General features: G+C 72.5%; 25 protein-coding genes. All 25 read left to right on the plus strand.

What is annotated here, in order from left to right:
- Positions 1-29: 29 nt before the first annotated feature.
- Positions 30-1,022, plus strand: a complete 993-nt coding sequence (locus tag RB146_06400; protein ID MDQ7828608.1) for an ABC transporter substrate-binding protein — start codon at positions 30-32, stop codon at positions 1,020-1,022.
- Between the two features lie 38 nt (positions 1,023-1,060).
- A complete protein-coding gene (locus RB146_06405) occupies positions 1,061-1,963 on the plus strand; it encodes an ABC transporter ATP-binding protein (protein MDQ7828609.1) in 903 nt (300 codons plus the stop codon).
- Complete coding sequence (locus tag RB146_06410; GenBank protein MDQ7828610.1) at positions 1,960-2,724, plus strand: ABC transporter permease; 765 nt, start codon at positions 1,960-1,962, stop codon at positions 2,722-2,724. The genes RB146_06405 and RB146_06410 overlap by 4 nt, the downstream gene beginning before the upstream one ends.
- Positions 2,717-3,565 (plus strand): ABC transporter permease, encoded by an 849-nt coding sequence (locus RB146_06415; protein MDQ7828611.1) that lies wholly within the window; start codon positions 2,717-2,719, stop codon positions 3,563-3,565. Before RB146_06410 ends, RB146_06415 begins: the two co-directional genes overlap by 8 nt.
- A 163-nt stretch (positions 3,566-3,728) precedes the next feature.
- Positions 3,729-4,718, plus strand: coding sequence for an ABC transporter substrate-binding protein (locus RB146_06420; protein MDQ7828612.1), 990 nt, complete (start codon positions 3,729-3,731; stop codon positions 4,716-4,718).
- Between the two features lie 9 nt (positions 4,719-4,727).
- Positions 4,728-5,477, plus strand: a complete 750-nt coding sequence (locus RB146_06425) for an ABC transporter permease (protein ID MDQ7828613.1) — start codon at positions 4,728-4,730, stop codon at positions 5,475-5,477.
- 38 nt (positions 5,478-5,515) lie between these two features.
- On the plus strand, positions 5,516-6,127 hold the full coding sequence (locus RB146_06430) for an urea carboxylase-associated family protein (GenBank protein MDQ7828614.1): 612 nt from the start codon (positions 5,516-5,518) through the stop codon (positions 6,125-6,127).
- Entirely contained in the window at positions 6,124-6,924 is an 801-nt protein-coding gene (locus tag RB146_06435; protein ID MDQ7828615.1) for an ABC transporter ATP-binding protein, read from the plus strand. Before RB146_06430 ends, RB146_06435 begins: the two co-directional genes overlap by 4 nt.
- A 17-nt stretch (positions 6,925-6,941) precedes the next feature.
- Positions 6,942-7,658, plus strand: coding sequence for a class II aldolase/adducin family protein (locus RB146_06440; GenBank protein ID MDQ7828616.1), 717 nt, complete (start codon positions 6,942-6,944; stop codon positions 7,656-7,658).
- The gene (locus RB146_06445) at positions 7,655-8,389 is read left to right on the plus strand and encodes a GntR family transcriptional regulator (protein ID MDQ7828617.1); all 735 of its coding nucleotides are present in this window, start codon (positions 7,655-7,657) and stop codon (positions 8,387-8,389) included. Before RB146_06440 ends, RB146_06445 begins: the two co-directional genes overlap by 4 nt.
- The gene (locus RB146_06450; GenBank protein ID MDQ7828618.1) at positions 8,386-9,402 is read left to right on the plus strand and encodes a dihydrodipicolinate synthase family protein; all 1,017 of its coding nucleotides are present in this window, start codon (positions 8,386-8,388) and stop codon (positions 9,400-9,402) included. Before RB146_06445 ends, RB146_06450 begins: the two co-directional genes overlap by 4 nt.
- The gene (locus RB146_06455; GenBank protein MDQ7828619.1) at positions 9,399-10,439 is read left to right on the plus strand and encodes an ornithine cyclodeaminase family protein; all 1,041 of its coding nucleotides are present in this window, start codon (positions 9,399-9,401) and stop codon (positions 10,437-10,439) included. The genes RB146_06450 and RB146_06455 overlap by 4 nt, the downstream gene beginning before the upstream one ends.
- 115 nt (positions 10,440-10,554) lie before the next feature.
- Positions 10,555-11,427 carry a VOC family protein gene (locus tag RB146_06460; GenBank protein MDQ7828620.1) on the plus strand — a complete coding sequence of 291 codons (873 nt, stop codon included), beginning with the start codon at positions 10,555-10,557 and terminating at the stop codon, positions 11,425-11,427.
- Between the two features lie 6 nt (positions 11,428-11,433).
- The gene (locus tag RB146_06465; GenBank protein MDQ7828621.1) at positions 11,434-13,524 is read left to right on the plus strand and encodes a hydantoinase/oxoprolinase family protein; all 2,091 of its coding nucleotides are present in this window, start codon (positions 11,434-11,436) and stop codon (positions 13,522-13,524) included.
- The gene (locus RB146_06470; protein MDQ7828622.1) at positions 13,517-15,259 is read left to right on the plus strand and encodes a hydantoinase B/oxoprolinase family protein; all 1,743 of its coding nucleotides are present in this window, start codon (positions 13,517-13,519) and stop codon (positions 15,257-15,259) included. The genes RB146_06465 and RB146_06470 overlap by 8 nt, the downstream gene beginning before the upstream one ends.
- A gap of 158 nt (positions 15,260-15,417) precedes the next feature.
- Positions 15,418-16,437 carry an LLM class flavin-dependent oxidoreductase gene (locus RB146_06475; GenBank protein MDQ7828623.1) on the plus strand — a complete coding sequence of 340 codons (1,020 nt, stop codon included), beginning with the start codon at positions 15,418-15,420 and terminating at the stop codon, positions 16,435-16,437.
- Between the two features lie 144 nt (positions 16,438-16,581).
- A complete protein-coding gene (locus RB146_06480) occupies positions 16,582-17,880 on the plus strand; it encodes an aromatic ring-hydroxylating dioxygenase subunit alpha (GenBank protein MDQ7828624.1) in 1,299 nt (432 codons plus the stop codon).
- Positions 17,871-18,377, plus strand: coding sequence for a 3-phenylpropionate/cinnamic acid dioxygenase subunit beta (locus tag RB146_06485; GenBank protein MDQ7828625.1), 507 nt, complete (start codon positions 17,871-17,873; stop codon positions 18,375-18,377). The genes RB146_06480 and RB146_06485 overlap by 10 nt, the downstream gene beginning before the upstream one ends.
- A gap of 52 nt (positions 18,378-18,429) precedes the next feature.
- The gene (locus tag RB146_06490; GenBank protein MDQ7828626.1) at positions 18,430-18,693 is read left to right on the plus strand and encodes a dihydrodiol dehydrogenase; all 264 of its coding nucleotides are present in this window, start codon (positions 18,430-18,432) and stop codon (positions 18,691-18,693) included.
- A gap of 16 nt (positions 18,694-18,709) precedes the next feature.
- Positions 18,710-19,504 carry a glucose 1-dehydrogenase gene (locus tag RB146_06495; protein ID MDQ7828627.1) on the plus strand — a complete coding sequence of 265 codons (795 nt, stop codon included), beginning with the start codon at positions 18,710-18,712 and terminating at the stop codon, positions 19,502-19,504.
- A gap of 161 nt (positions 19,505-19,665) precedes the next feature.
- The gene (locus RB146_06500) at positions 19,666-20,406 is read left to right on the plus strand and encodes a GntR family transcriptional regulator (protein MDQ7828628.1); all 741 of its coding nucleotides are present in this window, start codon (positions 19,666-19,668) and stop codon (positions 20,404-20,406) included.
- Between the two features lie 11 nt (positions 20,407-20,417).
- Complete coding sequence (locus RB146_06505) at positions 20,418-21,278, plus strand: VOC family protein (protein MDQ7828629.1); 861 nt, start codon at positions 20,418-20,420, stop codon at positions 21,276-21,278.
- Between the two features lie 2 nt (positions 21,279-21,280).
- A complete protein-coding gene (locus RB146_06510) occupies positions 21,281-21,952 on the plus strand; it encodes a DUF4286 family protein (protein MDQ7828630.1) in 672 nt (223 codons plus the stop codon).
- The gene (locus tag RB146_06515; GenBank protein MDQ7828631.1) at positions 21,949-23,151 is read left to right on the plus strand and encodes an amidohydrolase; all 1,203 of its coding nucleotides are present in this window, start codon (positions 21,949-21,951) and stop codon (positions 23,149-23,151) included. The genes RB146_06510 and RB146_06515 overlap by 4 nt, the downstream gene beginning before the upstream one ends.
- A gap of 2 nt (positions 23,152-23,153) precedes the next feature.
- Positions 23,154-25,511 carry a xanthine dehydrogenase family protein molybdopterin-binding subunit gene (locus RB146_06520; protein ID MDQ7828632.1) on the plus strand — a complete coding sequence of 786 codons (2,358 nt, stop codon included), beginning with the start codon at positions 23,154-23,156 and terminating at the stop codon, positions 25,509-25,511.
- Positions 25,512-25,547: the final 36 nt, after the last annotated feature.

The raw sequence follows: 25,547 nt of genomic DNA on the forward strand, positions 1-25,547 counted from the left end.
GGGCGACGCCCTGCGGAGGTGACGGTCTGATGCGCACGACCCTCTTGCTGATGGCGGGGCTCCTCCTGCTGGCGGGGACCCTGGGACCGGGGGGCCTGGCCGCGGGCGCGCCCGCGGCGCCCGTGGAGATCCGTCTGGGGCACGGCTTCGCCGCCGAGGAGCAGCTCTGGCTGATGGCGGCGCGCCCCGACATCACCCCCAACCAGGGGCGCGCCTATACGCTGCGCTTCACCGCCTTCCGGGCCAGCGACGACCGCCTGCGGGCCTACGAGGCGGGCCAGCTCGACGGCGGCACCATCCCCGGGCCCACCGCGCTCTTCGCGGCGGAACAGGGGGTGCCGCTGGTGCTGGTGGCCAGCGTCTCCAAGGAGGTACCCGGCGGGAACTGGCACAACACCACCTACCTGGCGCTGGCAGACGCGGGGATCCGCTCCGCCCGGGACCTGCGCGGCAAGCGGGTGGGGATCGTGGGCTTCAAGACCGCCACGGAGCTGTGGGCGCGGGCGGCCATCGACGCGGCCGGGCTCGACCCCAACCGCGATGTCAGCTACGTCATCGTCCCCTTCCCGGCCATGGGCGAGGCCCTGCGGGCACGGCGCATTGACGTGGGCGCCTTCCCCAACCCCTTCTTCCACGTGGAGCAGACGCGCGGCGGGGTGGTGGTCGTCTTCACCTCCAAGACGGGCGTCCCCTTCGAGGAGGAACTGATCACCATCTTCCTGCGGCCGGACTTCGTCCGGCGCCACCGCGAGGCCGTGCGGGCCTTCCTGCGCGACTTCGTCGCCGCCACGCGCTGGTACCTGGCCAACCAGCGGGAGGCGCGGCAGGCGCTGCTGGAGAAGCGCTTCATCACCGTGCCGCCGGAGGTCTACTTCAGCATGCAGGACTGGTACCGGGACCCGTCGGCCCGCATCTCCTTCGAGTTCCTGCGCCGGATGCAGGAGCTGCACCTGAAGCTGGGCTGGCAGACGAAGGCGGTCGACGTGCGCCGGCTCGTCGACACCTCGCTGCTGCCCTTCTGACGGAGACGCGGGGAGGCGGCACGCTGCGCGAGACCGTGGTGGACGCCGGGCGGGGTGAGCCCCGGGACGCGGCCGGGGCCGCGCGTCCGCTGGTGGAAGTCGCCGGGCTCTCCAAGGTCTTCACCCGCGGCGACCGGCGCGTCGAGGCGCTGCTCGACCTCTCCCTGGCGGTGCGCGCCGGGGAGTTCGTCACCGTGGTGGGGCCGAGCGGGTGCGGCAAGTCCACCTTCCTGCACCTGCTGGGCGGCTTCATCCCGCCCAGCGGCGGGGTGATGCGGGTGAACGGTCAGGAGGTGCGCGGCCCGGGGCCTGACCGCGGGGTGATGTTCCAGGAGCTGGCGCTCTTCCCGTGGCGCACCGTCCTGGGCAACGTGGTCTGGGGGCTGGAGGCGCAGGGGCGGCCGCGGGCGGAGCGGCTGGCTGTCGCCGAGCGCTACCTCGACCTGGTCGGGCTGCTCCCCTTCAAGGACGCCTACCCTGCGGAACTCAGCGGCGGGATGAAGCAACGCGTGGCGTTGGCCCGCACGCTGGCCTTCGACCCGGCGGTGTTGCTGATGGACGAGCCGTTCGGGGCGCTGGACGCCCAGACGCGCGAGCTGATGCAGGAGGAGCTGCAGCGCATCTGGCTGGCCACGGGCAAGACGGTCCTCTTCGTCACCCATGACGTGGAGGAGGCGGTCTACCTGGGCGACCGCGTGCTGGTCTTCTCGGCCCGGCCCGGGCGCATCAAGGCCGAGGTGGCGGCACCCTTCCCGCGCCCGCGCAGCCTGGAGGTCAAGAAGAGCGAAGCCTTCCACGAGGTGCGCAACCGCGTCTGGGACCTGCTGCGGGAGGAGGTGCTGAAGCTGGGCGCGGAGGGAGCCGGCGCCCAGGCAGAGGGCGCCCGGGCGTCCGGGGAGCGGCCGCGCGGGCGCCCGATGGGGCCGGGAGGAGGGCCGTGACGCGGGAGGCTCTGGGGCTGGTGGTCGCCGTCCTGGCCCTGTGGCAGGGGGCGGCCGCCTGGCACGTCCTCCCGCCCTACCTGACCAGCCCGGCCGTGGTGCTGGCGGAGCTGCTCCGCCTGATCCGCAGCGGGGAGCTGCTCCTCCACAGCGCCGTGAGCCTCTACCGTTCGGCGGCGGGATTCGCGCTGGGGGCCGGGCTGGGGGTGGGATTGGGCTTGCTGGCCGGGGTGTGGCGGCGTGTGGGCGACGCGGTGGAGCCGCTGGTCTCGCTCACCTATCCCGTCCCCAAGGTGGCCTTCCTGCCGATCCTGCTGGTCTGGTTCGGCATCAGCGACACCTCCAAGATCCTCCTCATCGCCCTGTCGACCTTCTTCCCCTGCTACATCGCCGCGCTCTACGGGGTGCGGGCGGTGGACCCGCTGTGGGTGTGGGCGGCGCAGAACATGGGGGCGGGGCGGGGCCGCGTCTTCCTGCGCGTCGTGCTGCCGGGCGCGGCGGTGCACATCTTCAGCGGCCTGCGGGTGGCGCTGGCGCTGGCCTTCATCCTGATGGTGGCCTCCGAGCTCATCGGCTCGTCGAACCGGCTGGGACTGGGTTTCCTCATCCTGAGCGCGGACGCCGGCGGGCGGTTCGACCTGATGTTCGCGGCCATCCTGGCCATCGCCGTGCTGGGCTTCGCCGCCGACCGGCTGTTGCTGGAGGTGCGGCGGCGGCTCCTGGCCGGCATCGTGCTCATGGAGGAGGCGCGTCGTGGCTAGGACGGCCGATCGCGCGGTGGCGGTCCGCCGCGACGTCGGCGTGGTCGAGGGCTCACGGCGGGTGCTCCCCGGGGTGGCGGCGGTGGCGGTCCGGGTGCTGCCGGTGGCGGCGGCGCTGCTGGCCTGGGAGGTGGTGGCGCGCTCGGGCCTGGTGAACCCGCGCCTCTTCCCCCCGCTCGGCGCCATCGCCGCGCACCTGGGGGCGCTGCTCCAGGACCCCCAGCTCGGCCGCCACCTGGGGGCCTCCTTCACCCGCATCGTGGCCGGCTTCGGCCTGGCCGTCGCCGTGGGCGTGCCGCTGGGAGTGGTGCTGAGCAGCGTGGCGCCGGTCAGCCGGGCGGTGGAGCCGCTCCTCGCCCTCACCTACCCCGTGCCGCGCCTGGCCCTCTACCCGATCCTCGTCTTCCTCCTGGGGATCGGACACCTCTCCAAGGTGACGCTGGTGGCGCTGGAGTGCCTCTACCCCATCGCCATCAGCACCGCCGACGGGCTGCGCCACGTCGACCGCCTCTACCTCTGGTCGGCGCAGACCATGGGGGCGGGGCGGTGGCGCCTCTTCTGGCGGGTGCAGGTGCCGGCGGCGGCGCCGCAGGTCTTCGCCGGCTTCCGCATCGCCCTGCCCATCGCCTTCATCATCACCGTGCTCACCGAGATGGTCAGCGCCACCGAGGGATTGGGCTGGCTCATCCTCTACGCGTCGGCCTCGCTGGTCCAGGCGCGCACCTTCGCGGCGGTGGCCCTGGTGGCGCTCATCGGCTTCGTCATGGACCGGGCGCTGGCCGCCCTGCGCAACCGGCTGATCTACTGGGAACGGGAAGAAGTCCTTGTGGCCTTGCGGTAAGCCCTGCCCCGCACGTCGCGCAGGCGCTCCTGCGGGCGCCCCATTGACACCCCCACGGGGAGCCGGGTTACCATCGTTGAAGTTAGAACTGTATGACAGTCCGACAATCCACGAGCGGAGGCGTGGGGGGGAGGGGGTTATGGGCCAGAGGAGCCGCAGTGGAATGGCTGGTCTTCTGATCGTCGGGCTGATCCTGGGGATCGCCGTCCATCCCGCCTCGGCGGGTGCCGACCGGGCCGTAACGCTCTATCTGGACTGGAGCATCGACGGTATCCACGCGCCGTTCTTCGTCGCGCTGAACAAGGGCTGGTACACCGAGTCCGGGCTGAGCGTGGACATCCGTCCCGGGCAGGGATCCAGTGATGCAGTCAAAGTTGTGGGGGCAGGCAGGGCCCAGTTCGGCTTTGCCGATGCCGCCACCATGGTCAAGGGCGTCGCGTCGGGGGCACCTGTGAAGATGCTTGCGGTCGTCATCCGGAAGACCCCGGCCGTCTTCCTCTGTAACAAGAACTTGAGGATTCGCGGGATTGCCGACCTCAAGGGCAGGTCTATCGGGGACGCTCCTCAGACCGCCACGGCGACGCTGCTCCCCGCCGTGCTGGAGGCCAACGGCCTGACCATGGCCCAGGTGAGATTCGTGGCCATGTCGTTTGCGGCGCGTGTACCCTCCGTTCGGGAGGGCAAGATCGACTGTGCCCTGGGGTACCTCCAGGAGTTCGTCAATGTCCTGGACCAGTTCGATGTGCTCCCCTACCATGCCATGGGGATCAACTCCTATTCGAGCGGCATCCTGGTGAACACCCGTTATCTCCGGGGTAATGTGGAGACTGTCCGCAGGTTCGTTGAGGTTTCACTGCGGGGCCTTCAGTGGGCTCTGAGCCATCGCCAGGAAGCCGCCAACATTACCGCGGGCTATACGAAGGATCCGGGGGCCACTCGCGCCTATTTTGCCGCCGAGCTGGACGTGCTTGCGGCGTACTTCACGGATGACGAGGTGCTCCGCCGGGGCTTGGGGTGGATGAGCGAGGCGCGGTGGAGGACCACCCAGGAGCTCATGGTCAAGTACGGAGGTCAGCGTGCGCGGGTGCCGTTGAGCCAGCTCTACACCACGGAGTTTCTGCCGCCCAAGCCGTTTCTGCCGCCCAAGCCGTGATCCGGCGTGATGTCCCGCATCAAGCCGGTGCTGCTGGTTGCCGGACTCGTGGTACTCTGGGAGCTCTTCTCCCGGCAGGAGTCCTTTCCTCGTTACGTCCTGCCGCCGCCAACGGTCATAGGCAGTTTCGCTGCCGCCCACTGGAGGATCATTTTCGCCCATGCGCTAGTGACGCTGCGCGAGGCCCTCATGGGCTTCGGCCTCTCAGCCCTGGTGGGTGTCTGCCTGGGGATCCTCATCGTGCGGTTCAGGCTTCTAGAGGAGACCTTGCTGCCTCTGCTGATCACGTCCCAGGTCATCCCCACTATCGCGATCGCCCCCTTGCTGGTCATCTGGTTGGGATTTGGCAGTGCCCCGAAGATCGCCGTCGCGTTCCTGGTGTCTTTTTTCCCCATTGTCGTGAACACAGTGGTGGGGCTCCGGGCGGTAGACGAGGACTTGCTCCACCTGGTCCGCGGCCTTTCAGCGACCCGGTGGCAGGAGCTGCGAAAGGTGCGTTTCCCGAATGCGCTGCCGTACATCTTCGCGGGACTTCGCGTGGCGATCACGCTGGCGCTGATCGGGAGCGTTGTTGGGGAATTTGTGAGCGCCGACCAAGGGTTGGGTTTCCTAATCCTGACTGGTGCAGGTCGGCTCGAGACTGAGCAAATCTTTGTCTCCATTGCGATTCTGGGCTTTGCGGGCGTGCTCATGTTTCATGGCGTTCGGTGGCTGGAGCGGGTGCTGCTCCCGTGGTTGACCGAGGAGCAGAGGGGTTGACCCTGCGGGAGGAGGTGAGGGCGGCTGTGAGGAGAGTGGTGACTGATCGCATTCTTCCCGGGAAGGCGTACACCGCCTTCACCCTGACAACAGGTCAGGTGCTGCGCATTGAGGACGTTGAGGGCAAGCAGGTGGCAGATCTCATCTGTTTCAACCTTCACGACTTCAAAGATCGCCTCAACAACGAGAACACCATGTTGCTCAATCATGTCTGGAATCCTACGAAGGGTCATGCTTTGTACTCTAACAACTGCAGCAAGATGCTGACCATTGTTGAGGATACCGTGGGTCGAAATTACCCTGGCGGTGCCATGTGCAGTGAGGAGCTCAACTACCTGCGTTATGGGGTTCGAGGAACGGCGAACTGCCGCGACAATCTGGCCGCGGCTGTGGCCCCCTGGGGAATCGCCAAGGATGAGCTCCCTGGGGCCTTTGCCCCCTTCATGAATGTCATTCACCACCCTGATGGTCGTGCTGAGATCGCGGAACCGACGTCAAAACCGGGTGATTACATCGAACTGCGGGCGGAGATGGACTTGCTCGTCGCCGTGTCGGTATGCCCGCAGGAGCTCAATCCGGTCAACGGCTGGAAGTCTACGCCGCTGCGCGTGGTCGTGTTCGAGCAGGAGGGCGCGAGTACCGGGCCGTGACGGTGGGCATCGCCCCTGGAAGCCGGCGTCTGGAAGGGCGCAAGGGAATTGCCCTGGAGTTGCGGGATCTGACCGTCGACTTCGTCCGGCGTGGTTCCGTGTTCCCGGCAGTAAGGGGAGTGACCCTGCGCGTGGTCCCCGGCCAGTTCGTCAGTTTGATCGGGCCCAGCGGGTGCGGCAAGAGCACGATCCTGAAGGTCATTCTGGGCGTCATTCCGATGACGTCGGGAGAGGTTTGGTTGGATGGAAGGCGGGTCTACGGCCCTCAGCCGGACATCGGCATCGTCTTCCAGTCGCCCACGTTGCTGGCGTGGCGCTCGGTCGTCGACAATGTGTTGTTGCCCGTCGAGATTCGCGGGTTGCCCATCGTTCCCTATCGGGATCGGGCGCGCCAGCTCCTGGAGATGGTCGGCCTCGGTGAGTTCGAGCGCCACTGGCCCCGTGAGCTCTCTGGGGGGATGCAACAACGCGTGGCGATCTGTCGGGCGCTGATTCATGATCCGCCGCTGATCCTCTTCGACGAGCCCTTCAGCGCTCTGGATGACCTCACCAGGGATCAGCTGAACCACGAGATCTTGAGGATCTGGGAACGTACGGGGAAGACGGTTGTCCTGGTAACGCATAATATCGGCGAGGCCGTCTATATGTCGGACCAGGTGTTCGTCATGACATCGCGACCTGGCCGCCTGGCGGGCAGCGTGGTGATCGAGCTGCCGAGACCTCGGTACTACGAGATGCGGCACACTCCGGAGTTCGTCGCCCATGTCCGGGAGCTGCGCGCATACCTGCGGACGTGACGGCCTCCGATCGTAGGATGGGTCGGCCGACCAGACTGGATAGACGAGCCTTCATCGCCCGAGAGCTGGTGTGGGCCAGCCGCGTGCTGGCGTCAACCGGGTTGGTGGAGGCTTTTGGGCACGTGAGTGCACGAGTGCCGGGGACGGAGATCGTCCTGCTGACGCCTCGGATCGCTCCAGGAGCGGTGAGCGTGGGGACGTTGGTGGAGATGGACCTGTCGACGGGGCGAGTGCAGGGCGGGCGGCTCCCCCTGGAGTGGCCCGTCCACGCCAGTGTCTACCGGGCCGACGGAGGGGTCGGCGCCATTTGCCGGATCCACGGGCCTGCAGCCTCCGTGCTCAGCGTGATCGGCGTCCCCGTCCGACCGCTACACTACCTGGGGACGATCCTGGGCGGGCCGGCGGCTGTGTATCCGGGCGGGGGGCTGGTGACCACACCACGGCTGGGTCAGCAGGTGGCGCGCGCCCTCCGCGGCGGGACGGCCGTCCTGCTGCGCGGCAACGGCCAGGTGGTGGTGGGGCGGACACTCCGGGAGGCCTGCGTACGGGCCATTTACCTCGAGGAGGCGGCGCGGGTGCAGTTGGCGGCGATGCTGGTGGGACGGCCCCGTTTCTACAGTTCACGGGAGGTCAGGGCGTATGCGCAGGTGTGGGAGGACGAGGTGAACCTTGATCGGGCCTGGGCCTACTATGTGCGCCGGGCCAGGCTCTGGCCGAGGTGGAACATCAATTGAGGACGACCCAGCGGGAGCCCTTGTCCCTGTCGGCTGCCTGGCGTTCCCTCGGGCGGCTGCGCAGTCGCCAGACGCTGGCGGAGCTCGTCGCCGCTGAGGTGCGCGAGCGGATCGCCTCCGGCGAGTTCCCGATGGGGGGGGAACTGAACCAGTTTCAGCTGACGCGGGAACTGGGCGTGAGTCGTACCGTCGTCCGGGAGGCGTTCCGGCAATTGGAGGCGGCGGGCATCATCATGCTGGCCCCCTATCGGCATGCCGTGGTTACGCCTCTCGACACCGACGACCTGGAGGACCTGTGGACCCTCAGGACGGTGCTGGAAGGACTGGCGGTGCGCCGGGCTGTTCGACGACCGGCGGACGCTGCTGCGCGGCTTGGCACGCTGCTGGCCGCCATGGAACGGGAAACGGGTGAGGACTGGCTGGAGCTGGACCGGCGCTTCCATCAGGAGATTGCCGAGTTGTCAGGGAATCCGCTCCTGCCGAAGCTACTCGATGCTGTACGGATGCCCATCGATCGTTTCCTCCAGTTCGTGGCAGGAGCTCGCCCCAGGATCCGGTCAGCAAACCGGGAACATCGGGCCATTCTCGATGCCCTGGTCAAAGGCGATGACGCCCGTGCTGTCGCTGTGGTCCGCGCGCACATTGACCGGACCCGGCGGCTGGTGACCGACCGGTTGCGCCGGGTAGGGTTGGCATCCTCCGATGGGACCGCGGCGAGGAAGGGACCGTGACGCTCCCCTACACCCGTGCCGAGGCCAAGGCCTGGGCGCGCGAGCACATGCGCGGGGTGTGCAACGTCGTCCTGCCGACCTTCACCGGCGACCTGCGGCGGCTGAACGCGGCGGCCATCGCCCACGACGTGCGCCGTTCGGTGGAGTTCGGTTTCTGGGGCTCGCTGCTGGCCTCGGAGTGCGGGGCCACGGTGGCGGAGTACCAGGCGTTCATCGAGATCGCCGCCGCCGCCGCCCCGCCCACCCACCACCTGGTCATCCACGGCTCCTTCGACACGCTGGAGGACGTCGTGACGGTGTGCCGCTTCGCCGAGGAGCACGGCGGGGTGCTGCTGCTGTTGAGCTACCCGCTGACCTTCTACCCGCGCAGCGCCCAGGACATCATCGCCTACACGCGCGCGGTGAGCCGGGCCACCGACCTGGGGATCATCCTCTTCGCGGTGGGCTTCTGGGGGTTCCGCCGCCTCCACCCGTCGGCCTTCCCCCCGGAGGCGATCGTCGAACTGGCCCGGGAGGAGACCGTGGTGGCGCTCAAGTACGAAGTGGGCCACCCCGGGACCGGCGGCATGGTGGAGGTGCAGAAGCGCGTGGGGCACCAGCTCGTCATCACCGACCCGCTGGAGCACAACGCCCCGGCCTGGGTGGACGCCTACGGGATGCAGTGGCTCGGGACGAGCTACTACAACTACTTCGGGGACCGCATCCCCCGCCTGTTCCGGCTGATGCAGGAGGGGCGCTGGGAGGAGGCGATGCCGCTCTACTGGGCCCTGCAGCCCTGCCGCGAGGCCTACCAGGCGCTGCGCGGCACGCTCACCGGCGCGGGGCTCGTGCCCCGGCTGGCCTGGAAGTACATGGAGTGGCTCAACGGGTTCAACGGCGGGCCCATCCGCATGCCGCACCTGCGCCTCAACGGCGCGCAGATGCGGCTGCTGCGCGAGGGGGCGGTGGCCTCCGGGCTCGACGTCACCGCGGACCCGGACGAGCGCTTCTTCCAGGGGCGCCACCCGGCGTGACCGCTGCGGGGCCGGCCGCCGTGACCGTCGTGTCGCCACCCGGCGCCCCCGCCCCGCCCGGCGGGGTGCTGGTGCTAACCGCCGAGGACGTGGCCAGCCTGCTCGATCCCGCCGCCGCCGTGGAGGCGGTCGAGGCCCTCTTCGCCGCCGAGGCCGCCGGCGGGGTGCGGGTGCCGACGCGCCTGACCGTGGAGACAGCGCACGGCTGGTTCCGCGTGATGCCGGGGGTGCTGCAGGACGGGGACGGGCCGCTGGCCGGGGCGAAGGTGATGGCGCTGGCGCAGGGGACGGGCCTCACCTACCTGGTGCTCCTCTACGACGCGCGGACGGGGGCGCTGCTCGCGCTGATGGACGCCTCGACCCTCACCCAGCGGCGCACCGGCGCCGTGACGGCGGCGTTCGTGCGCTTCGCCTTCCCCACGGGGGTGGGGCGGCTGGGCCTCTTCGGCTCGGGGTTCGAGGCGCAGGGGCAGCTCGAGGCCATCGCGCAGGCAGTGGCCGTCGAGGCGGCGGTCGTCTACAGCCCGCGGGCGGAGCGGCGGGAGCGGTTCGCCCGGGAGATGTCGGCGCGCCTGGGGGTGGCGGTGGAGGCGGTGGGCGACCCCCAGGCGGTGGCGGCGGCCTCGCTCGTCGTGCTGGCGACGCGCGCCGCCCACCCGGTGGTGCAGGGGGCGTGGTTTGCGCCGGGGACGGTGATCGTCTCCATCGGCGCCACCCGGCCCGACCTGCGCGAGGTCGACGAAGCGACGGTGCGGCGGGCCGGCCGCGTGCTGGTAGACCACCGCGACCAGGCGCTGCAGGAGTCGGGGGACGTGCGCGCGGCGCTGGCGGCGGGTGCCATCGGCGAGGGGGACGTGGTGGAGGTGGGGCGCGTCCTCGCCGGCGAAGTGCCGCTGCGCACCGGGGAGCTCGTCCTCTTCAAGCCCTCGGGGACGGCGGCGCAGGACCTGGCGGTGGCCCGCGTGGTCTACGAGCGGGCCCGCGCCCGCGGGGTGGGCCGCATGGTGGACGGGTTCCTCACGGTGAAGCCGCGGTGAGGGTCATGGGAGATCGGCGGTGAGCGCACGGGACCAGTCGCAGACCACCGTGTCCGCTCCTGGGACGCACCCGGAAGCCACCGTGTCCGCTCCCGGGACGCGCCCGGAAGCCGCCGTGTCCGCCCCCGCGGCCCGGCCGGCGAAGGCGCCGCGGCGCATCCGTCGCCCCGGCCACCTGGCCCTGCGCGTGCCGGACCTGGGCCGGGCCCTCGACTTCTACACGCGGGTGGTACGGCTGGCGGTCTCCGAGGAGGCCGACGGGGCCGTCTACCTGCGCGCCCAGTGGGAGCACCACTGCCTGGAGCTGCGCTCCGGCGCGGAGCCCGGCGTGGACCACCTGGCCTGGGAGACGGACAGCGACGAGGAAACCGCGGCGCTGTGGACGGCGCTGGCCGAACGCGGGGTGCCGGTGCGGGAGGCGATGCCGGAGCCGGGCCGCCGCGGGCTGGCCTTCCAGTTCCAGGACCCGCTGGGCATGTGGAACGAGGTCTACCGGGCGATGGACCGGCTGGGGGTGCTGGTCCCGGCGGGGCCGGCCCCGGTGCTGCGGCTGGGCCACTTCACCCGCATGACGCCGGACCCGGATGGCGCCATGGCCTTCTTCCGCACGGCGGGCTTCCGCGTCTCGGACTGGGTGCCGGACACCCAGGCCTTCCTGCGCTGCCGCCCGGAGCACCACAACCTGGGCTTCCTCAAGTTCGACCGGGTGACGCTGCACCACCACGCCTACGACGTGGGGGACTGGAACGCCATCAAGGCGGTCCTCGACTGGTGCGCCGCGCAGACGGTGCGCGTCGAGGTCGGGCCGGTGCGCCACGCCGCCGGGAACAACATCGCCGTCTACATCCGGGACCCCTTCGGGGTGCGCGTGGAGTTCTTCTGCGAGATGGAGGCCATCGACGACGACGAGGACCACGACACCCGCCGCCAGCCCGTCGTCTTTGACCTCTGGCACCGCACCCCGCCGCCCCCCGGCTATCGCGACTGACCCGTGGTGCGCGTCGGCGTCGACGTCGGGGGCACCTTCACGGACCTGCTGCTGGTCCCGCCGGACGGCCGCGCCGTCATCGCCAAGCACCTGACCACGCCGGCCGACCCCGGCGAGGCCGTGGCGGCGGTGGTGCGCCGCGCCCTCCCGCGCGACGGGGAGCGCCCCGTGGCGGGGACGCTGGTGCACGGCACCACCCTGGTGACCAACACCCTCATCGAGCGCAGCGGGCCGCCCACCGCGCTCCTCGCCACCATGGGGTTCCGGGACGCCCTGGAGATCGGCCGCGAGCACCGCTACGAGCTCTACGACCTGCGACTGGAGCTGCCCCGGCCGCTCGTCCCCCGCCACCTGCGCTTCGACGTCCCCGAGCGTCTGGCCGCCGACGGCACCGTGCTCTTGCCGCTCGACGAGGCCTACGTGCGCCGGCTGGCCGCCGAGCTGCGGGCCCGGGGCATCCGGGCGGTGGCGGTCTGCTACCTGCACAGCTACCGCAACCCCGTCCACGAGCACCGCACCGCGGCGCTGATCCGCGAGGTGGCGCCCGAGCTGCAGGTGGCCTGCAGCGCGGATGTGGCTCCGGAGCTGCGCGAGTTCCCGCGGATGAGCACCACCGCCGCCAACGTCTACGTGCAGGAACGGGTGGCCCGCTACCTGGGGGCGCTGGAGAGGCGCCTGCTCGAGGCGGGCTTCGCCGGGCAGGTCTTCGTCATGCTGAGCAGCGGCGGGGTGGGCACGGTGGAGACCGCGGTGCGCTTTCCGGTCCGCCTGCTGGAGTCCGGGCCGGCCGCGGGCGCGCTGGCCGCCGCGGCGCTGGGCCGCCGCGCCGGCTTCCCCGACCTGCTCTCCTTCGACATGGGCGGGACCACCGCCAAGCTGTGCGCGGTGGCGGGCGGCGCGCCGCTACGGGTGGACGAGTTCGAGGTCGACCGTGTCTACCGCTTCCGCCGCGGCAGCGGGCTGCCGGTCCGCATCCCCGTGATCGACATGATCGAGATCGGAGCCGGCGGCGGCAGCATCGCCCGGGTGGACGCGCTGGGCCTGCTGAAGGTGGGGCCGGAGAGCGCCGGGGCCGACCCCGGGCCGGCCTGCTACGGCCGCGGCGGGCGCGAGCCCACCGTCACCGACGCCGACCTGGTGCTGGGCTACCTCGACCCCGCCTACTTCCTGGGTGGGCGCATGCCGCTCGACCCCGCCGCCGCCCGCCGCGCCCTTGCCCCGCTGGCCGCCCGTCTGGGGTTGAGCGTGGAGCAGGCCGCCTGGGGGATCCACCAGGTGGTGAACGAGCAGATGGCCCAGGCCGCCCGCGCCCACCTGGCCGAGCGCGGCCGTGACCCGCGCCGCCTGCCGCTCTTCGCCTTCGGCGGAGCGGGACCGGTGCACGCCAGCCACCTGGCGCGCATCCTGCGTCTGCCGGCGGTGATCGCGCCGCTCGGCGCCGGGGTGGGCTCCACCTTCGGGCTGCTGGCGGCGCCGCTGGCCTTCGACTTCGTGCGCAGCGCCCCCGCCCGTCTGGACGCGCTGGACTGGGCGGCGGTCTCGGTCCTGGTGCAGGGGATGGCGGAGGAGGGGCGGGCGCTCCTGGCGCGCGCCGGTGTCCCCTCGGAGGCGGTGACGGTGCGGGTGAGCGCGGACATGCGCTACGCCGGGCAGGGGCACGAGGTCGAAGTACCGCTCCCCGACGGCGTGCTGGACACCCGGTCGGCCGCCGCCCTGACCGCGGCCTTCGAGCGCGCCTACCGAGAGCGCTACGGTCGCGCCGGGCCTGCCGTCCCGGTAGAGGTGGTGAACTGGCGCCTGACCGCGAGTGGCCCCGTCCCCGACCTCGCGGTGCGCTTCCCCCTGGAGGCGGCGGCCGGTCGCGCCCGCAAGGGGACGCGCCGGTGCTTCTTCCCCGAAGCCGGCGGCTTCGTGGAGACGCCGGTGCTCGACCGCTACGTCCTGCGCCCGGGCGACCGCTTCACCGGTCCCGCGGTGGTGGAGGAGCGCGAGTCCACCCTGGTGGTGGGTCCGGGCGCGCACGCCCGCGTGGACGAGCACCTGAACGTCATCGTGGAGTTCGCCGGGGCGCCCGGGCCGGAGGCCGGCCATGCGTGAGACGGCCCTCGACCCCATCACCCTGGAGGTGATCTGGAGCCGGCTGCTCGCCGTGGTCACCGAGCAGCAGGACGCCCTCATGCGCACCGCCTTCTCCACCGTGGTGCGCGAGAGCCAGGACCTGGCCTGCGGCCTCTTCGACCCGCAGGGCCGGATGATCGCGCAGTCGGTGAGCGGTACCCCCGGCCACATCAACGCCATGGCCACCTCCATGCGCCACTTCCTGCGCGCCTACCCGCCCGAGCGGCTCGCCCCGGGCGACGTGCTGCTGACCAACGACCCCTGGATGACGGCGGGGCAGGTGAACGACATCACGGTGGCCACGCCGGTCTTCCGGGGCGGGCGCCTGGTGGCCCTCTTCGCCAACACCTGCCACGCTCCGGACATCGGCGGCCGGCTCCTCTCAGCGGAGGCCCGCGAGGTCTACGAGGAAGGGCTGCTCCTCCCCATCCTCAAGCTCTTCGACCGGGGCGAACCCAACCAGGTCCTCCTCGCCGTCATCCGCGCCAACGTGCGCCTGCCCGACGAGGTGGTGGGTGACCTCTACGCCCAGGCCGCCTGCAACGAGGCGGGCGCGCGGGCGCTGCTGGAGACGATGGAGGAGTTCGGCCTGGCCACGCTCGACGACGTGGCCGAGGAGATCGTCCGCCGCAGTGAGGCGGCGGTGCGCCAGCGCATCCGGGCCCTGCCGGACGGGGAGTGGACGAGCGAGACGTGGAGCGACGGCTTCGACGAGCCGATCCTGATCCGCTGTCGGGTGCGCGTGGCCGGGGACGAGCTGTGGATCGACTTCACCGGCTCCTCGCCCCAGAGCCCCCGCGGCATCAACGTCGTGCTCAACTACACCCACGCCTACGCCTCCTTCGCCGTGAAGGCCGCCATCTACCCGGACATCCCGCACAATGAGGGCGGCTTCCGCCCGGTCCACGTCAGCGCGCCGCCGGGGTGCATCCTCCACGCCCTCCCGCCGGCCCCGGTGGCCAGCCGCCACGCCCTCGGCCACTTCATCCCCACGGCCATCTACGCCGCCCTGGCGGGCGCGCTGCCCGACCGGGTGATCGCGCCGGGCGCGGACCCGATCTGGCTGACGGTCTGGCGCGGCAGCGACCCCCCCTTCACCTTCACGATGTTCCAGGTGGGAGGCACCGGCGCGCGGCCCTCGCAGGACGGGCTCAACACGGTGGGCTTCCCGAGCGGCGTCGCCGGCGTGCCGGCCGAGGTGGTGGAGGCCCTCTCGCCCCTCATCCTGTGGAAGCGGGAGCTGCGTCCCGACTCCGGTGGCCCGGGCCGGTGGCGCGGCGGGCTCGGCCAGCGCACCACCTTCGGCTGCCGGGGGCGGGGCGCCTGGAGCGTCTCGGGGATCGTGGACCGCACTCGCTTCCCCGCCCCCGGGCTGCTCGGCGGCGGACCGGGGGCGCCCGGGGAGGTCGTGCTCGACTCGGGCGAGCGGCCGAACCCCAAGGCCCGCATCGACCTGCGCCCGGGCCAGCTCATCCACCTCCACCTGCCGGGCGGCGGCGGGTACGGCGACCCCTACACGCGCGATCCGGAGCGGGTGCGGCAGGACGTGGCGGCCGGCTACGTGACGCCGGAGGCGGCGGCGCGCGACTACGGGGTGGTGGTGCGCTTCACCGGCGACCCCGATGCGCTGGTGCGGCTGCCGGAGGAGTGGGTGGTGGACGAGGCGGCCACGCGCGAGTTGCGGGAGAGGCGCAAGACCGAGCGAGCACGCTGACAGGGCACATGGCCCGAGCGGGTGGGCCCGCTGCTTGCCCGTCACAACGAAGATATGTCGTTGTCACGGATCGATGAGCACGACGATATGTCGATGTCAACCGCGGCCGGGGCACAGGGCGTGTCCCCCCGGTCCGGCCCCAGCGTGGAGGTGACGATGTGACGCACGACGGGCAGCGCGTCGGGTTCGCGTTGGGCTACGGGCGGTTCACCAACGTGCGGGAGATGGCGGCCCTGATGCACCGGGCGGAGGCGCGCGGCTTCGAGATGGGCTTCTTCTCCGAGACGATCGAGCTGATGCGCGACTCCGTGACGGCGCTGGCCGCCATCGGCCTGGCCACGGAGCGCCTGATTCTGGGGACCACCCAGATCGTCCGCCTGCGCAGCCCGGTGGTGATGGCCCAGACCGCGGCCAGCCTGGACGAGCTGACCGGCGGACGCCTGACGCTGGCGCCCGGCGCCTGCACCGCCAGCCACGCCCGGCGCCACGGCCTGCCCCCGGCCGACCCGGCGGAGACGCTACGTGAGTGGGTGGAGGCGATCCGGCTGATCCTCACCGGCGACCGGATCAGCTACCACGGCCACCACGTCCACCTCGACGACGTGGGGCTGGGGTGGACGCCGGTGCGGCGCGCCATCCCCCTCTACATCCCGGCCACCAGCCGCACCGGCCTGCGGCTGGCCGGGGAGATCGGGGACGGGGTCGTGCTCAACGCGGTCTGCTCGCCGGAGTACACGGCGAACGCGCTGCGCATCGTCCGCGAGGCGGCGGAGCGGGCGGGGAAGGACTGGTCGCGCTTCGAGGTGGCGCAGATCATCAACTGCTCGGTGGAGGACGACCACCAGGCGGCGCTCGACACGGTGCGCTGGGAGGTGGCCACGAAGTTCGACCCGGTGCAGATCCCCTTCATCGCCGGCCCGAAGATGCGCGTGGGGGAGCCCTACATCCGCCAGGAGGACCTGCCCCGGTTCGCGGAGGCCTACGCGCGCGGCGGGATGGAGGCCCTGATCCGCGCGGTGCCGGACAGCTACGTGGAGGGCATGACGGCCAGCGGCACGCCCGAGGAGGTGCGCCGCCGCGTCCAGGCCTACCGCGACGCGGGCGTGCGCCTGCCCCTGCTGCGGCCGGCGGCCGCCCACCAGACCGACCGCCTGATCGACCTCTTCGCCCGCGCCTGAGGCTGGATGCCCCAGGGGCGGGGAGCCCACACCGCCGCGGTGCCGACCCGGGGGGGCCGTCGGGCCTGGGCCACCGGGCTCCCGGGCAGGCAGTGGAGGGGCGGCCGGGCGCCGAAGTAGTGGGGGAGCGAGGAGGGAGCACCTATGGCTGTGACGGCTGCACCGCTGTCGGCGGGGCTGCGGCAACGGTTGAGCGCCATCCGTCCCGAGGAGGGCGTCATCCCTGCGTTCATCTTCAGCGACCCGGAGGTCTACCGGGCGGAGATGGACACGATCTTCGCCCGCTGCTGGCTCTTCGTGGCCCACGAGTCGGAAGTGCCCTCGCCGGGGGATTACGTCACCCGCGCCATGGGCGAGCACCCGGTCATCGTGGCGCGCGGGGAAGACGGGCGGATCCGCGTGATGCTGAACGTGTGCCGCCACCGGGGCATGCGCATCTGCCGCGCCGACCTGGGGAACGCCTCCCACTTCCGCTGCCCCTACCACGGCTTCACCTACACTAACACCGGCGACCTCATCGGCATCCCCTACCAGCGGGAGATCTACGGCGAGGCCATCGACCGCAGCCGCTTCGGGCTGATCCAGGCGCGCACCGACAGCTATGCCGGCCTCGTCTTCGCCACGTGGGACGCGGACGCCCCGCCGCTGCGCGAGTACCTGGGGCCGATGACCTGGTACCTCGACCTGCTGGCCGGGCGGGCCGCCATGGAGGTGGTGGGCCCGCCCCACCGCCACGAGATGGCCGCCAACTGGAAGCTGCCGGCGGAGAACTTCGCCTCCGACGCCTACCACACGCTGCACACGCACGCCTCTACCGCCGAGATCGGGCTCACGCCCTCGCCCCGCTGGGCCAAGGACGGCTACCACGTGCAGGCCGGGAACGGCCACGGCGTGATGGTGGGGACGCCTGCCCCCCGCTTCATCTTCGCGGAGGCGCTGCTGCCGACGTTCGAGCGCCACCTCCGCCCCGAGCAGCTGGCCCTGCTGCGCACCCTGGCCAACATGCCGGGCACCGTCTTCCCCAACTTCTCCTTCCTCATCTCCGCGGTGACCTTCAAGGGGCGGTTCGTCTCGCACACGGGGCTGTACCAGTGGCAGCCGCTCGGTCCGGAGCGGATCGAGGTCTTCTCCTGGTTCCTGGTGGAGCGCGACGCCCCGCCCGAGTGGAAGGCGCTGTCGCGCGAGGCCTTCATCTTCACCTTCGGCCCGTCCGGCGTCTTCTCCCAGGACGACAGCGAGAACTGGACCAACATCACGCGCAACAGCCGCGGCCCGCTGGCCCGCCACCTCTCCTTCCTCTACGAGATGGGCAAGGGGGCGCGACCCACCCGCGCCTTCCCCGGGCCCGGGGAGGTGTACGAGGGGAAGTACAGCGAGGTGAACGCGCGGGCCTTCTACCGGCGCTGGCTCGACCTGGTGCAGGGGGACGGCCCGTGGACGTGACCCCGGAGGTGCGCCAGGAGCTCACGGAGTGGCTCTACCACGAGGCGGAGCTGCTGGACGGGCGCCGCTTCGAGGAGTGGCTGGCGCTGCTGGCCGACGACCTGACCTATGAGATGCCGGTGCGCCTGACCCGCGAGGCGGGCGGGGGCGAGGAGCTGGCGCGGGAGATGGCGTTCTTCCGGGACGACCGGGAGACGCTGCGGCTGCGTGTGGCCCGGCTGCGCACCGAGTTCGCCTGGGCGGAGGACCCGCCGTCGCGCACGCGCCACTTCGTGGCCAACGTCCGGGTGCGGCCCACCGACCGGCCGGACGAGGTAGAGGTGAGGAGCTACCTGCTCGTCTACCGCAGCCGCGGCGACGCGCCGCAGGCCGAGCTGCTCTCGGGGGAGCGGCGCGACCGCTTCCGACGGGAGGGGGAGACGTGGAAGCTCTGCCGGCGCGAGTTCGTGCCGGACCAGGCCACCCTGGGCCTGCGGAACCTGGCGCTCTTCGTCTGATGGAGGGCAGGCACCACGGGTTGCCGTCGGACGGGAAGGACGGGAGGAGGCCATGGACGACCATGAGCCGGCGCGTGCGCCGGCGATGGAGCGTGAGCCGGTGATCGAGGTGACCAACGAGTTCGCGCACGTCGAGGTGCGGCGGGTGTGGACGCGCAACGGGATGCGCCTGGAGATCAGCTCGCCGCGGCTGGGCCACTGCGTCCGGCTGGACGCGCTGGCGCTGGAGAGCCTCACCTGGCAGCCCATGGAGACCTTCAGCCGCTTCCTGGAGGAGCCGTTCGGCCCGGCGCGGCCGGACGGCCGGCACGGCTGAGGGGCCCCAGCACGCGGTGACCGGCGCAGCCCCACATCGGCCGGGCCGTCTCGCCGGGAAAGTCGCCCTCATCACCGGCGCGGGCAGGGGGATCGGCCGGGCGGCGGCAGAGCTCTTCGCCGCCGAAGGCGCCCGGGTGGTCGTGGCCGACCTGGAGGCCGCGGCCGCCCGCGAGGTGGCGGCGGCCATCGCCGACGCCGGCGGGGAGGCTCTGGCCGTGGGGGCGGACGTGGCCAGTCCCGAGGACAACGCGCGCATGGTGGCGGCGGCGGTGGAGCGGTGGGGCGCGCTGCACGTCTTCTACGCCAACGCCGCCATCGTGGACCGCACGCCGGAAGGGGACGTCGGCCTCGAGCGCATCGCCCTGGAGCGCTGGCACCGCATTCTGGCGGTCAACCTCACCGGCACCTTCCTGGGGTGCCGCGCGGCCATCCCCGAGATCGTCCGCGCGGGCGGCGGTTCGGTGATCCTCACCGGGTCGGTGGGCGCGCTCGTCGCCCACCGGGCCCACAACCACGCCTACGTCACCTCCAAAACCGGCGTGCTGGGTCTGGCCCGCAACCTGGCCGTGGAGTACGCGCCCAAGGGCGTACGCGTGAACTGCCTCTGCCCCGGCCAGGTCCGGACGGCCATGATGGCCGACTTCTACGACGACCCCGCACGCCGCCAGCGCTTCATCGACCTGACGCCGATGGCGCGCTTCGGGGAGGCGGTGGAGGTGGCTCGCGTGGCGCTCTTCCTGGCCTCTGACGAGTCCTCGTTCATGACCGGTGCCGCGGTGGTGGTCGACGGGGGCTGGACGGCGGTCTGAGCCGTGACCGGCCCGGCCGGTCTCCCGTCGGATCCGCCCGACCGCGTCCCCCCGGGCGCGCCGGCGCAGGAGAGGGGCGCGGGGCGGCCAATACTGTATACAGTTCGCGGGCTGCGCCACCCGGAGGCGTTCCGGCGCAGACCTCTCACGCCGTCGGGATCGTGCCGCTGCGCGACCTCCGCCGCCTCACCCGTCCCCGGACAGGAGCGGGGGGGACCACGCCCCCCGTCCTGGCCGCCGTCCTGCGCGAGGCCATCGTCACCGGCGTCCTGCAGGCCGGCGAGGAACTGAACCAGGTCCTCCTGGCCCGCCAGTTCGGCGTGAGCCGCGTGCCGGTGCGCGAGGCCATCCGCCTGCTCGAGGCGGAAGGCCTGGTGGTCTCGCCGCCGCACCGGCGCAGCGTCGTGAGCGCACTCACCCCGGAGGTGCTGGGGGAGATCTACGAAGTGCGGGTGCGCCTGGAGGGGCTGCTGCTCGGTGCGGCGGTGCCGCGCCTCGGACCGGAGGACCTGGCCGAGGCGGACGCGCTGGTGGCGGCGATGAGCCGCCTCCGCGACCACCGGGAGTGGCTCCGTCTCAACGACCGCTTCCACGACGCCCTCTATCGGGCGGCGGGCAAGCCTTTCGTCAGCGCACTCGTCCGCCAGCTCCGCCAGCAGGTCCAGCGGTACGTGTGGTTGAGCGGCCGGGCGCTCTACCGGGCGGCGGAGGCCAATGCCGAGCACCGGCGCATTCTGGAAGCCTGTCGCGCCGGGGACGTGCCCCGCGCGCGCCGGGAGCTGCGCCGCCACCTGCTGGCCACCTACCGGGGGTTGCGCCAGGCGCTCCGGTCGACCCCATCGGGACGGCGCCGGGCGATCTCTCCCGACCGGCTGGGGACGGTCCCACCGGACCGGCCATGAGGGCCCTGCTGGTGACCCACCTCGCCCACGTGGCCCTCACGGTGCCACACCCCGAGGACGCGGCCCGGTGGTACGCCGAAGTGCTGGGGCTCGCCATCACCGGTCGACTCCCCGACGGCGGGGTGCGCCTGGCCACAGCCCCGCCCCACGCCGCGGTGGTGGCCCACACTGAGGTGCTCTTGCTTCCCGGCGCACCTGGTGTCCACCACATCGGTTTCGGTATACCGAATACAGAATCCCTTGCCGCAGCCGCCGCTGCCCTGCGGCGGCAGGACGTGGAGGTCCATGAGGCGACGGATGGGCCGTGCGGGGTCGGGTGGTGGGTACGCGACCCGGACGGCCACCGGGTGGAGGTGACGGTTCCCCCATCCCCCGTCCCGCGCCCCGGGGGAGCCGGTGGCCCGGCGACGCTGGTGAAGCTCGGTCACATCACGCAGCGCAGCCCCGACCCTGTGGTGCAGGCGGCGTGGTGGCAGCGCGTTCTGGGGTTCCGCCTCTCCGACCGCATGGGGGAGACGTTTGCCTGGCTGCGATGCAACCGCGACCACCACACCATCGCGTTCATCCGCGCCCCCCAGCCCGGGACGCACCACATCGCCTTCGAGGCCGGGGGGTGGGACGACCTACGCCGCCTCGGTGACCACCTGGCCGCCTGCGGGTGGCGCTTCGAGTTCGGACCAGGGCGGCACGGCCCCGGGAACAACCTCTTCGCCTACCTCCTCGACCCCTGGGGGCTGCGCTGGGAAGTCTTCTGTGACCTGGTGCGGATCGACGACGAGGAGACCTACACGCCCGGAGAGTGGGACCCCGGGGCGAGGCTGACCACGGTGAACCGGTGGGGCCCGCAGCCGCCGGAGTCCTTCCTGCGCTAGCCATGCCGCGCGGCGTCCTCTTCTCGCAGATGGAACCGGCGCCTGAGTGGGAGGTGGCCTTCAACGCCTGGTACGACGAAGAGCACGTGCCCTCGCGCCTGGCGCTCCCCGGGTTCGTGGCCGCCGCGCGCTATGTCGCCGTCCGGGCCACGCCGAAGTACGCCGTCACCTACCTCCTGGACGACCTCGGCGCCCTGGCCACCCCGGCCTACCGGGCGCTGAAGCGCGAGCCCGCCCCGCGCACCGCGCAGATGCTGGCCGCCGTGCGCGGCTTCACCCGCTACGTCGGCGAGGAGGTGGCCCGTCTCCACCGGGACACCGGTGAGGACGCGGGCGTGCTCGACGCACCCTACCTCTATGCGGTCTTCTTGGCGGTGCCCGAAGCGCGGGAAGCGGAGTTCGAGCGCTGGTACGACCAGGAGCACGGCCCCCTGCTCCTGCGCCACCCCGCCTGGCGGGCGTTGCGGCGCTACCGTCTGCGCGAGGCGGCGGGCGGGGCGTGGACCCACCTGACCCTCCACTTCCTGGACGACCTGGCGGCCCTGGAGTCGCCCGAGCGGGCGGCAGCGCGCGCCACCCCCTGGCGGGAGCGGCTGGCCGCAGAACCCTGGTTCGCGCCGGATGCCGCCGTCTACGCCCGCCTGCCGCGGCGGTGGGGCGGAGGAGCGCGGTGACGCTGGCCGGGGGGGCCGTCCCGCCGGCGGCCATCGTGAACATCGGGACGGTGGTCACGGGGGAGCTCGACCGCCCCCTGCTGGAGGCGGACACCGTCCTGCTGCGCGGGGGGCGCATCGCCGCCGTCGGGACACGCGACCAGGTGGACGTCGGCGAGGCCGCCGTCGTGGTCGACGCCGCCGGGGCCACGCTGGCTCCGGGGCTGATCGACTCCCACTGCCACGTCGTCATCGGGGACTACACGCCGCGCCAGAAGACGGTGGACTTCCTGGAGAGCTACGTGCACGGAGGCATCACGCGCTGCATCTCGCCCAGCGAGGTGCACGCCCCGGGACGCCCGCGCGACCCGGCGGGCGTGAAGGCCCTCGCCCTGGCGGCCCAGCGCTGCTTCCGCGACTTCCGCCCGGGCGGCATGACGGTGCACGCCGGCTGCCTCATCCTGGAACCGGGGCTGGAAGAGCGCGACTTCGCCGAGCTCGCCCGGGAGGGCGTCTGGCTGGCCAAGGCCGGGTTCGGCGCCTTCGCCCGCCCGCGCGACTGCGCGCCTCTCGTCCGCTGGGCCCAGCGGCACGGGTTCGTGGTGATGTGCCACAGCGGGGGCGCCTCCATCCCCGGCTCCTCCCCAGTGACGGCCGACGACCTGCTGGCCATGCAGCCGGACGTCAGCGGTCACGTGAACGGCGGCCCGACGGCCATGGCCGACGAGGACGTGGAGCGGGTGATCACAGAGAGCACGATGGCCCTGCAGGTGGTCCAGGCGGGAAACCTGCGCTCGGCCCTCCACGTGGTGCGCCGTGCCGCGGAGACGGGCAACCTCCACCGCCTGCTCATCGCCAGCGACACGCCGACGGGGACGGGGGTGATGCCGCTGGCGGTGCTGAAGTCAGCGGCGGAGCTCGTGTCGCTGGCCCCGCTGGCGCCCGCGGTGGCGCTGGCCGCAGCGACGGGGAACGTGGGGCGGGTCTACCGGCTGGACGCCGGGATCGTCGCCCCCGGCCGCCCTGCGGACCTGGTGCTCCTCGACGCCCCGCTGGGCGGGCACGGGCGGGATGCCCTGGACGCGCTCGCCCGCGGCGACATCCCGGCAGTGGCCGCCGTCATCACGCAGGGGGTGCTGCGCGTGCTCGCCAGCCGGAACACGCCCCCGCCTGTGCGCCCCGTCCGGGTGGTCCGGGGGAGCGCCACGGCGCCCGCGTGAGCATGTCCGGGCAGCCGCGCGCGCTGTCGCACGCGTCCCCGCCGGCCGAGCACCTCCCGCTCCTCACCGGCCGGGGTCGGTTCATCGGCGACCTGGTCCTGCCGGGGATGGTGCACGTGGCCCTCCTGCGCAGCCCGCACGCCCACGCCCGCATCGCCCGACTGGATACGCGCGCCGCCGCCCGCGCCCCGGGCGTGGTGGCGGTCGTCACCGCCGCCGACCTGGGCCCGGCCAACCGCCCCCTGCCGCCACGCGTCCCGCACCCGGCGCTCACCGACCCGCGCGGGCCGCGACCGCTGGCCGAGGGCGTCGTCCGCCACGTGGGCGAGGCCGTGGCCGCCGTGGTGGCGGAGTCGGCGGCCGCCGCCGCAGACGCCCTGGAGCGCGTCGCGGTCACTTACGAGGCCCTGCCGGCCGCCGCCGACGTGGAGGCGGCCCTGCACCCCGACGCCCCCCGCGTGCACGCCGACCGCCCGGACAACGTGGCGGCGCGCTGGACGACGGCCGCCGGCGACGTCGGAGCGATCCTGCGGGAGGCCCCGGTCGTGGTCCGGCTGCGGCTGGAGATCGCCCGTGGCCACGGCCAGCCCCTCGAGCCGCGCGGAGTGGTGGCGGTGTGGGACGAGACGGCACAGGTCCTCACCCTCTGGTCCTCCACGCAGGCACCCTACGCCGTCCGCGACGTGGTGGCGGCCGCGCTGGGATTGGCGCCCGGGCAGGTCCGGGTGCGCGTCCCCGACGTGGGCGGCGGCTTCGGCCTCAAGGGCGCACCCTACCCGGAGGAGGTGCTGGTGGCCTGGCTGGCCCGGCACCTGTGCCGGCCGGTGCGCTGGCTGGAAGGGCGGGCCGAGTCCTTTGTCGCCTCGGTGCAGGACCGCCGGCAGGTGCACGAGGTGGCCGTGGGCGCCGACCGGGAGGGACGGGTGCTGGCGCTCGACCACCGCTTCCTGCTCGACGTGGGCGCTTATCTGCCCTTCGGCATCCCCGTGGGGGCAAACCTGCAGAGCCACGTGCCCGGTCCCTACGCCATCCCCCACCTGCGCACCGAGCTGGTGGCCGTCTACACCCACTGCACCCCCACCGGCCCGTGGCGCGGCGCGGGACGGCCTCAGGCCAACTTCGTGGTGGAACGGGCGCTCGACCAGGTGGCGCGCTGCCTGGGCCTCGATCCCGTCGCGGTGCGCCGCCGCAACCTGATCCGTCCCGCGCAGATGCCCTACGCCACCGGCCTGCGCCTGGCCACCGGCACGCCCGTGGTCTACGACAGCGGGGACTACCCCGCGCTGCTCGACCGCGTGCTCCAGCTCTTCCGGTACGAGGAGCGCCGCCGCTGGCAGGCGGCGGCACGGGCGGCCGGGCGCGCCTGCGGCCTTGGCGTGGTCTGTGGCATCGAGGCGAGCGGCGGTGGCGGGGTGGAGGGCGCGGCGGTCCGCGTGGAGCCCGACGGCACGGTGCGGGTGGCCGTGGGCAGCCCGGCGCAGGGGCAGGCCCACCGCACGGCGCTCGGCCGCCTGGTGGCCCAGGTCCTGGGTGTCCGCCCCGAGGCGGTGATCGTCGAGGGCGGCGACACCGCCCTGCTGCCGAAGGGTTCGGGGACCTTCGGGAGCCGCACGCTCGTCGTCGCCGGCACCGCCGCCGCGGAGGCGGCGCGGGCGGTGCGCAGGCGCGCGCTGGGCCGGGCCGCCCGGCGCCTCCGCGTGGGCCCCGCCGACCTCGAGACCGTCGACGGCGCCATCCGGGTGCGCGGGGCACCGCAGCGCACCGTCACCTGGGCGACCGTGGCGGCGGACGGGGAGGAACCGCTCCAGGCCACGCACCTCTTCACCCCGCCCGGCCCGGTCTGGAGCAGCGGCGCGGCGGCGTGTGCGGTGGAGCTCGACCGTGAGACCGGCGAGGTACGGGTCGAGGCGTACGTCTTCGTCCACGACTGCGGCGTGGTCCTCAACCCCGACCTGGTGGAGGGGCAGGTGCTGGGAGCGATCGTGAACGGGCTGGGCAACGTCCTCTGCGAGCACCTGGTCTACGACGCGCAGGGGCAGTTGCTCACGGCCACGCTCATGGACTACGGCCTCCCCCGGGCGGCGCGGCAGCCGCCGATCCGTCTGGGCCACCAGGAGACGCCCTCGCCCGCCAACCCGCTGGGCGTCAAGGGGGTAGGGGAGAGCGGCATCATCACCGTCGCCAGCGCCCTGGCCCAGGCGGTGGAGGACGCCGTCGACGACCCGGCCCTGGTCGTGACGGCCGTGCCCATCCTGCCCTGGCAGGTGCTGCGCTGGTTGGCCGGCCGGTCCGGTCCCTGCGGCCCCGGCGGGGAACGGTCCGGGCCCAGTGCGCCCCCAGGCCCCGACTTCGTGCGGTAGGCCTCGACCCCCGGGCTCGCGGAGCAGGCTGTCTCA

The organism is Armatimonadota bacterium (genome assembly GCA_031081585.1).
GTDB classification, from domain to species: domain Bacteria; phylum Sysuimicrobiota; class Sysuimicrobiia; order Sysuimicrobiales; family Humicultoraceae; genus Geohabitans; species Geohabitans tengchongensis.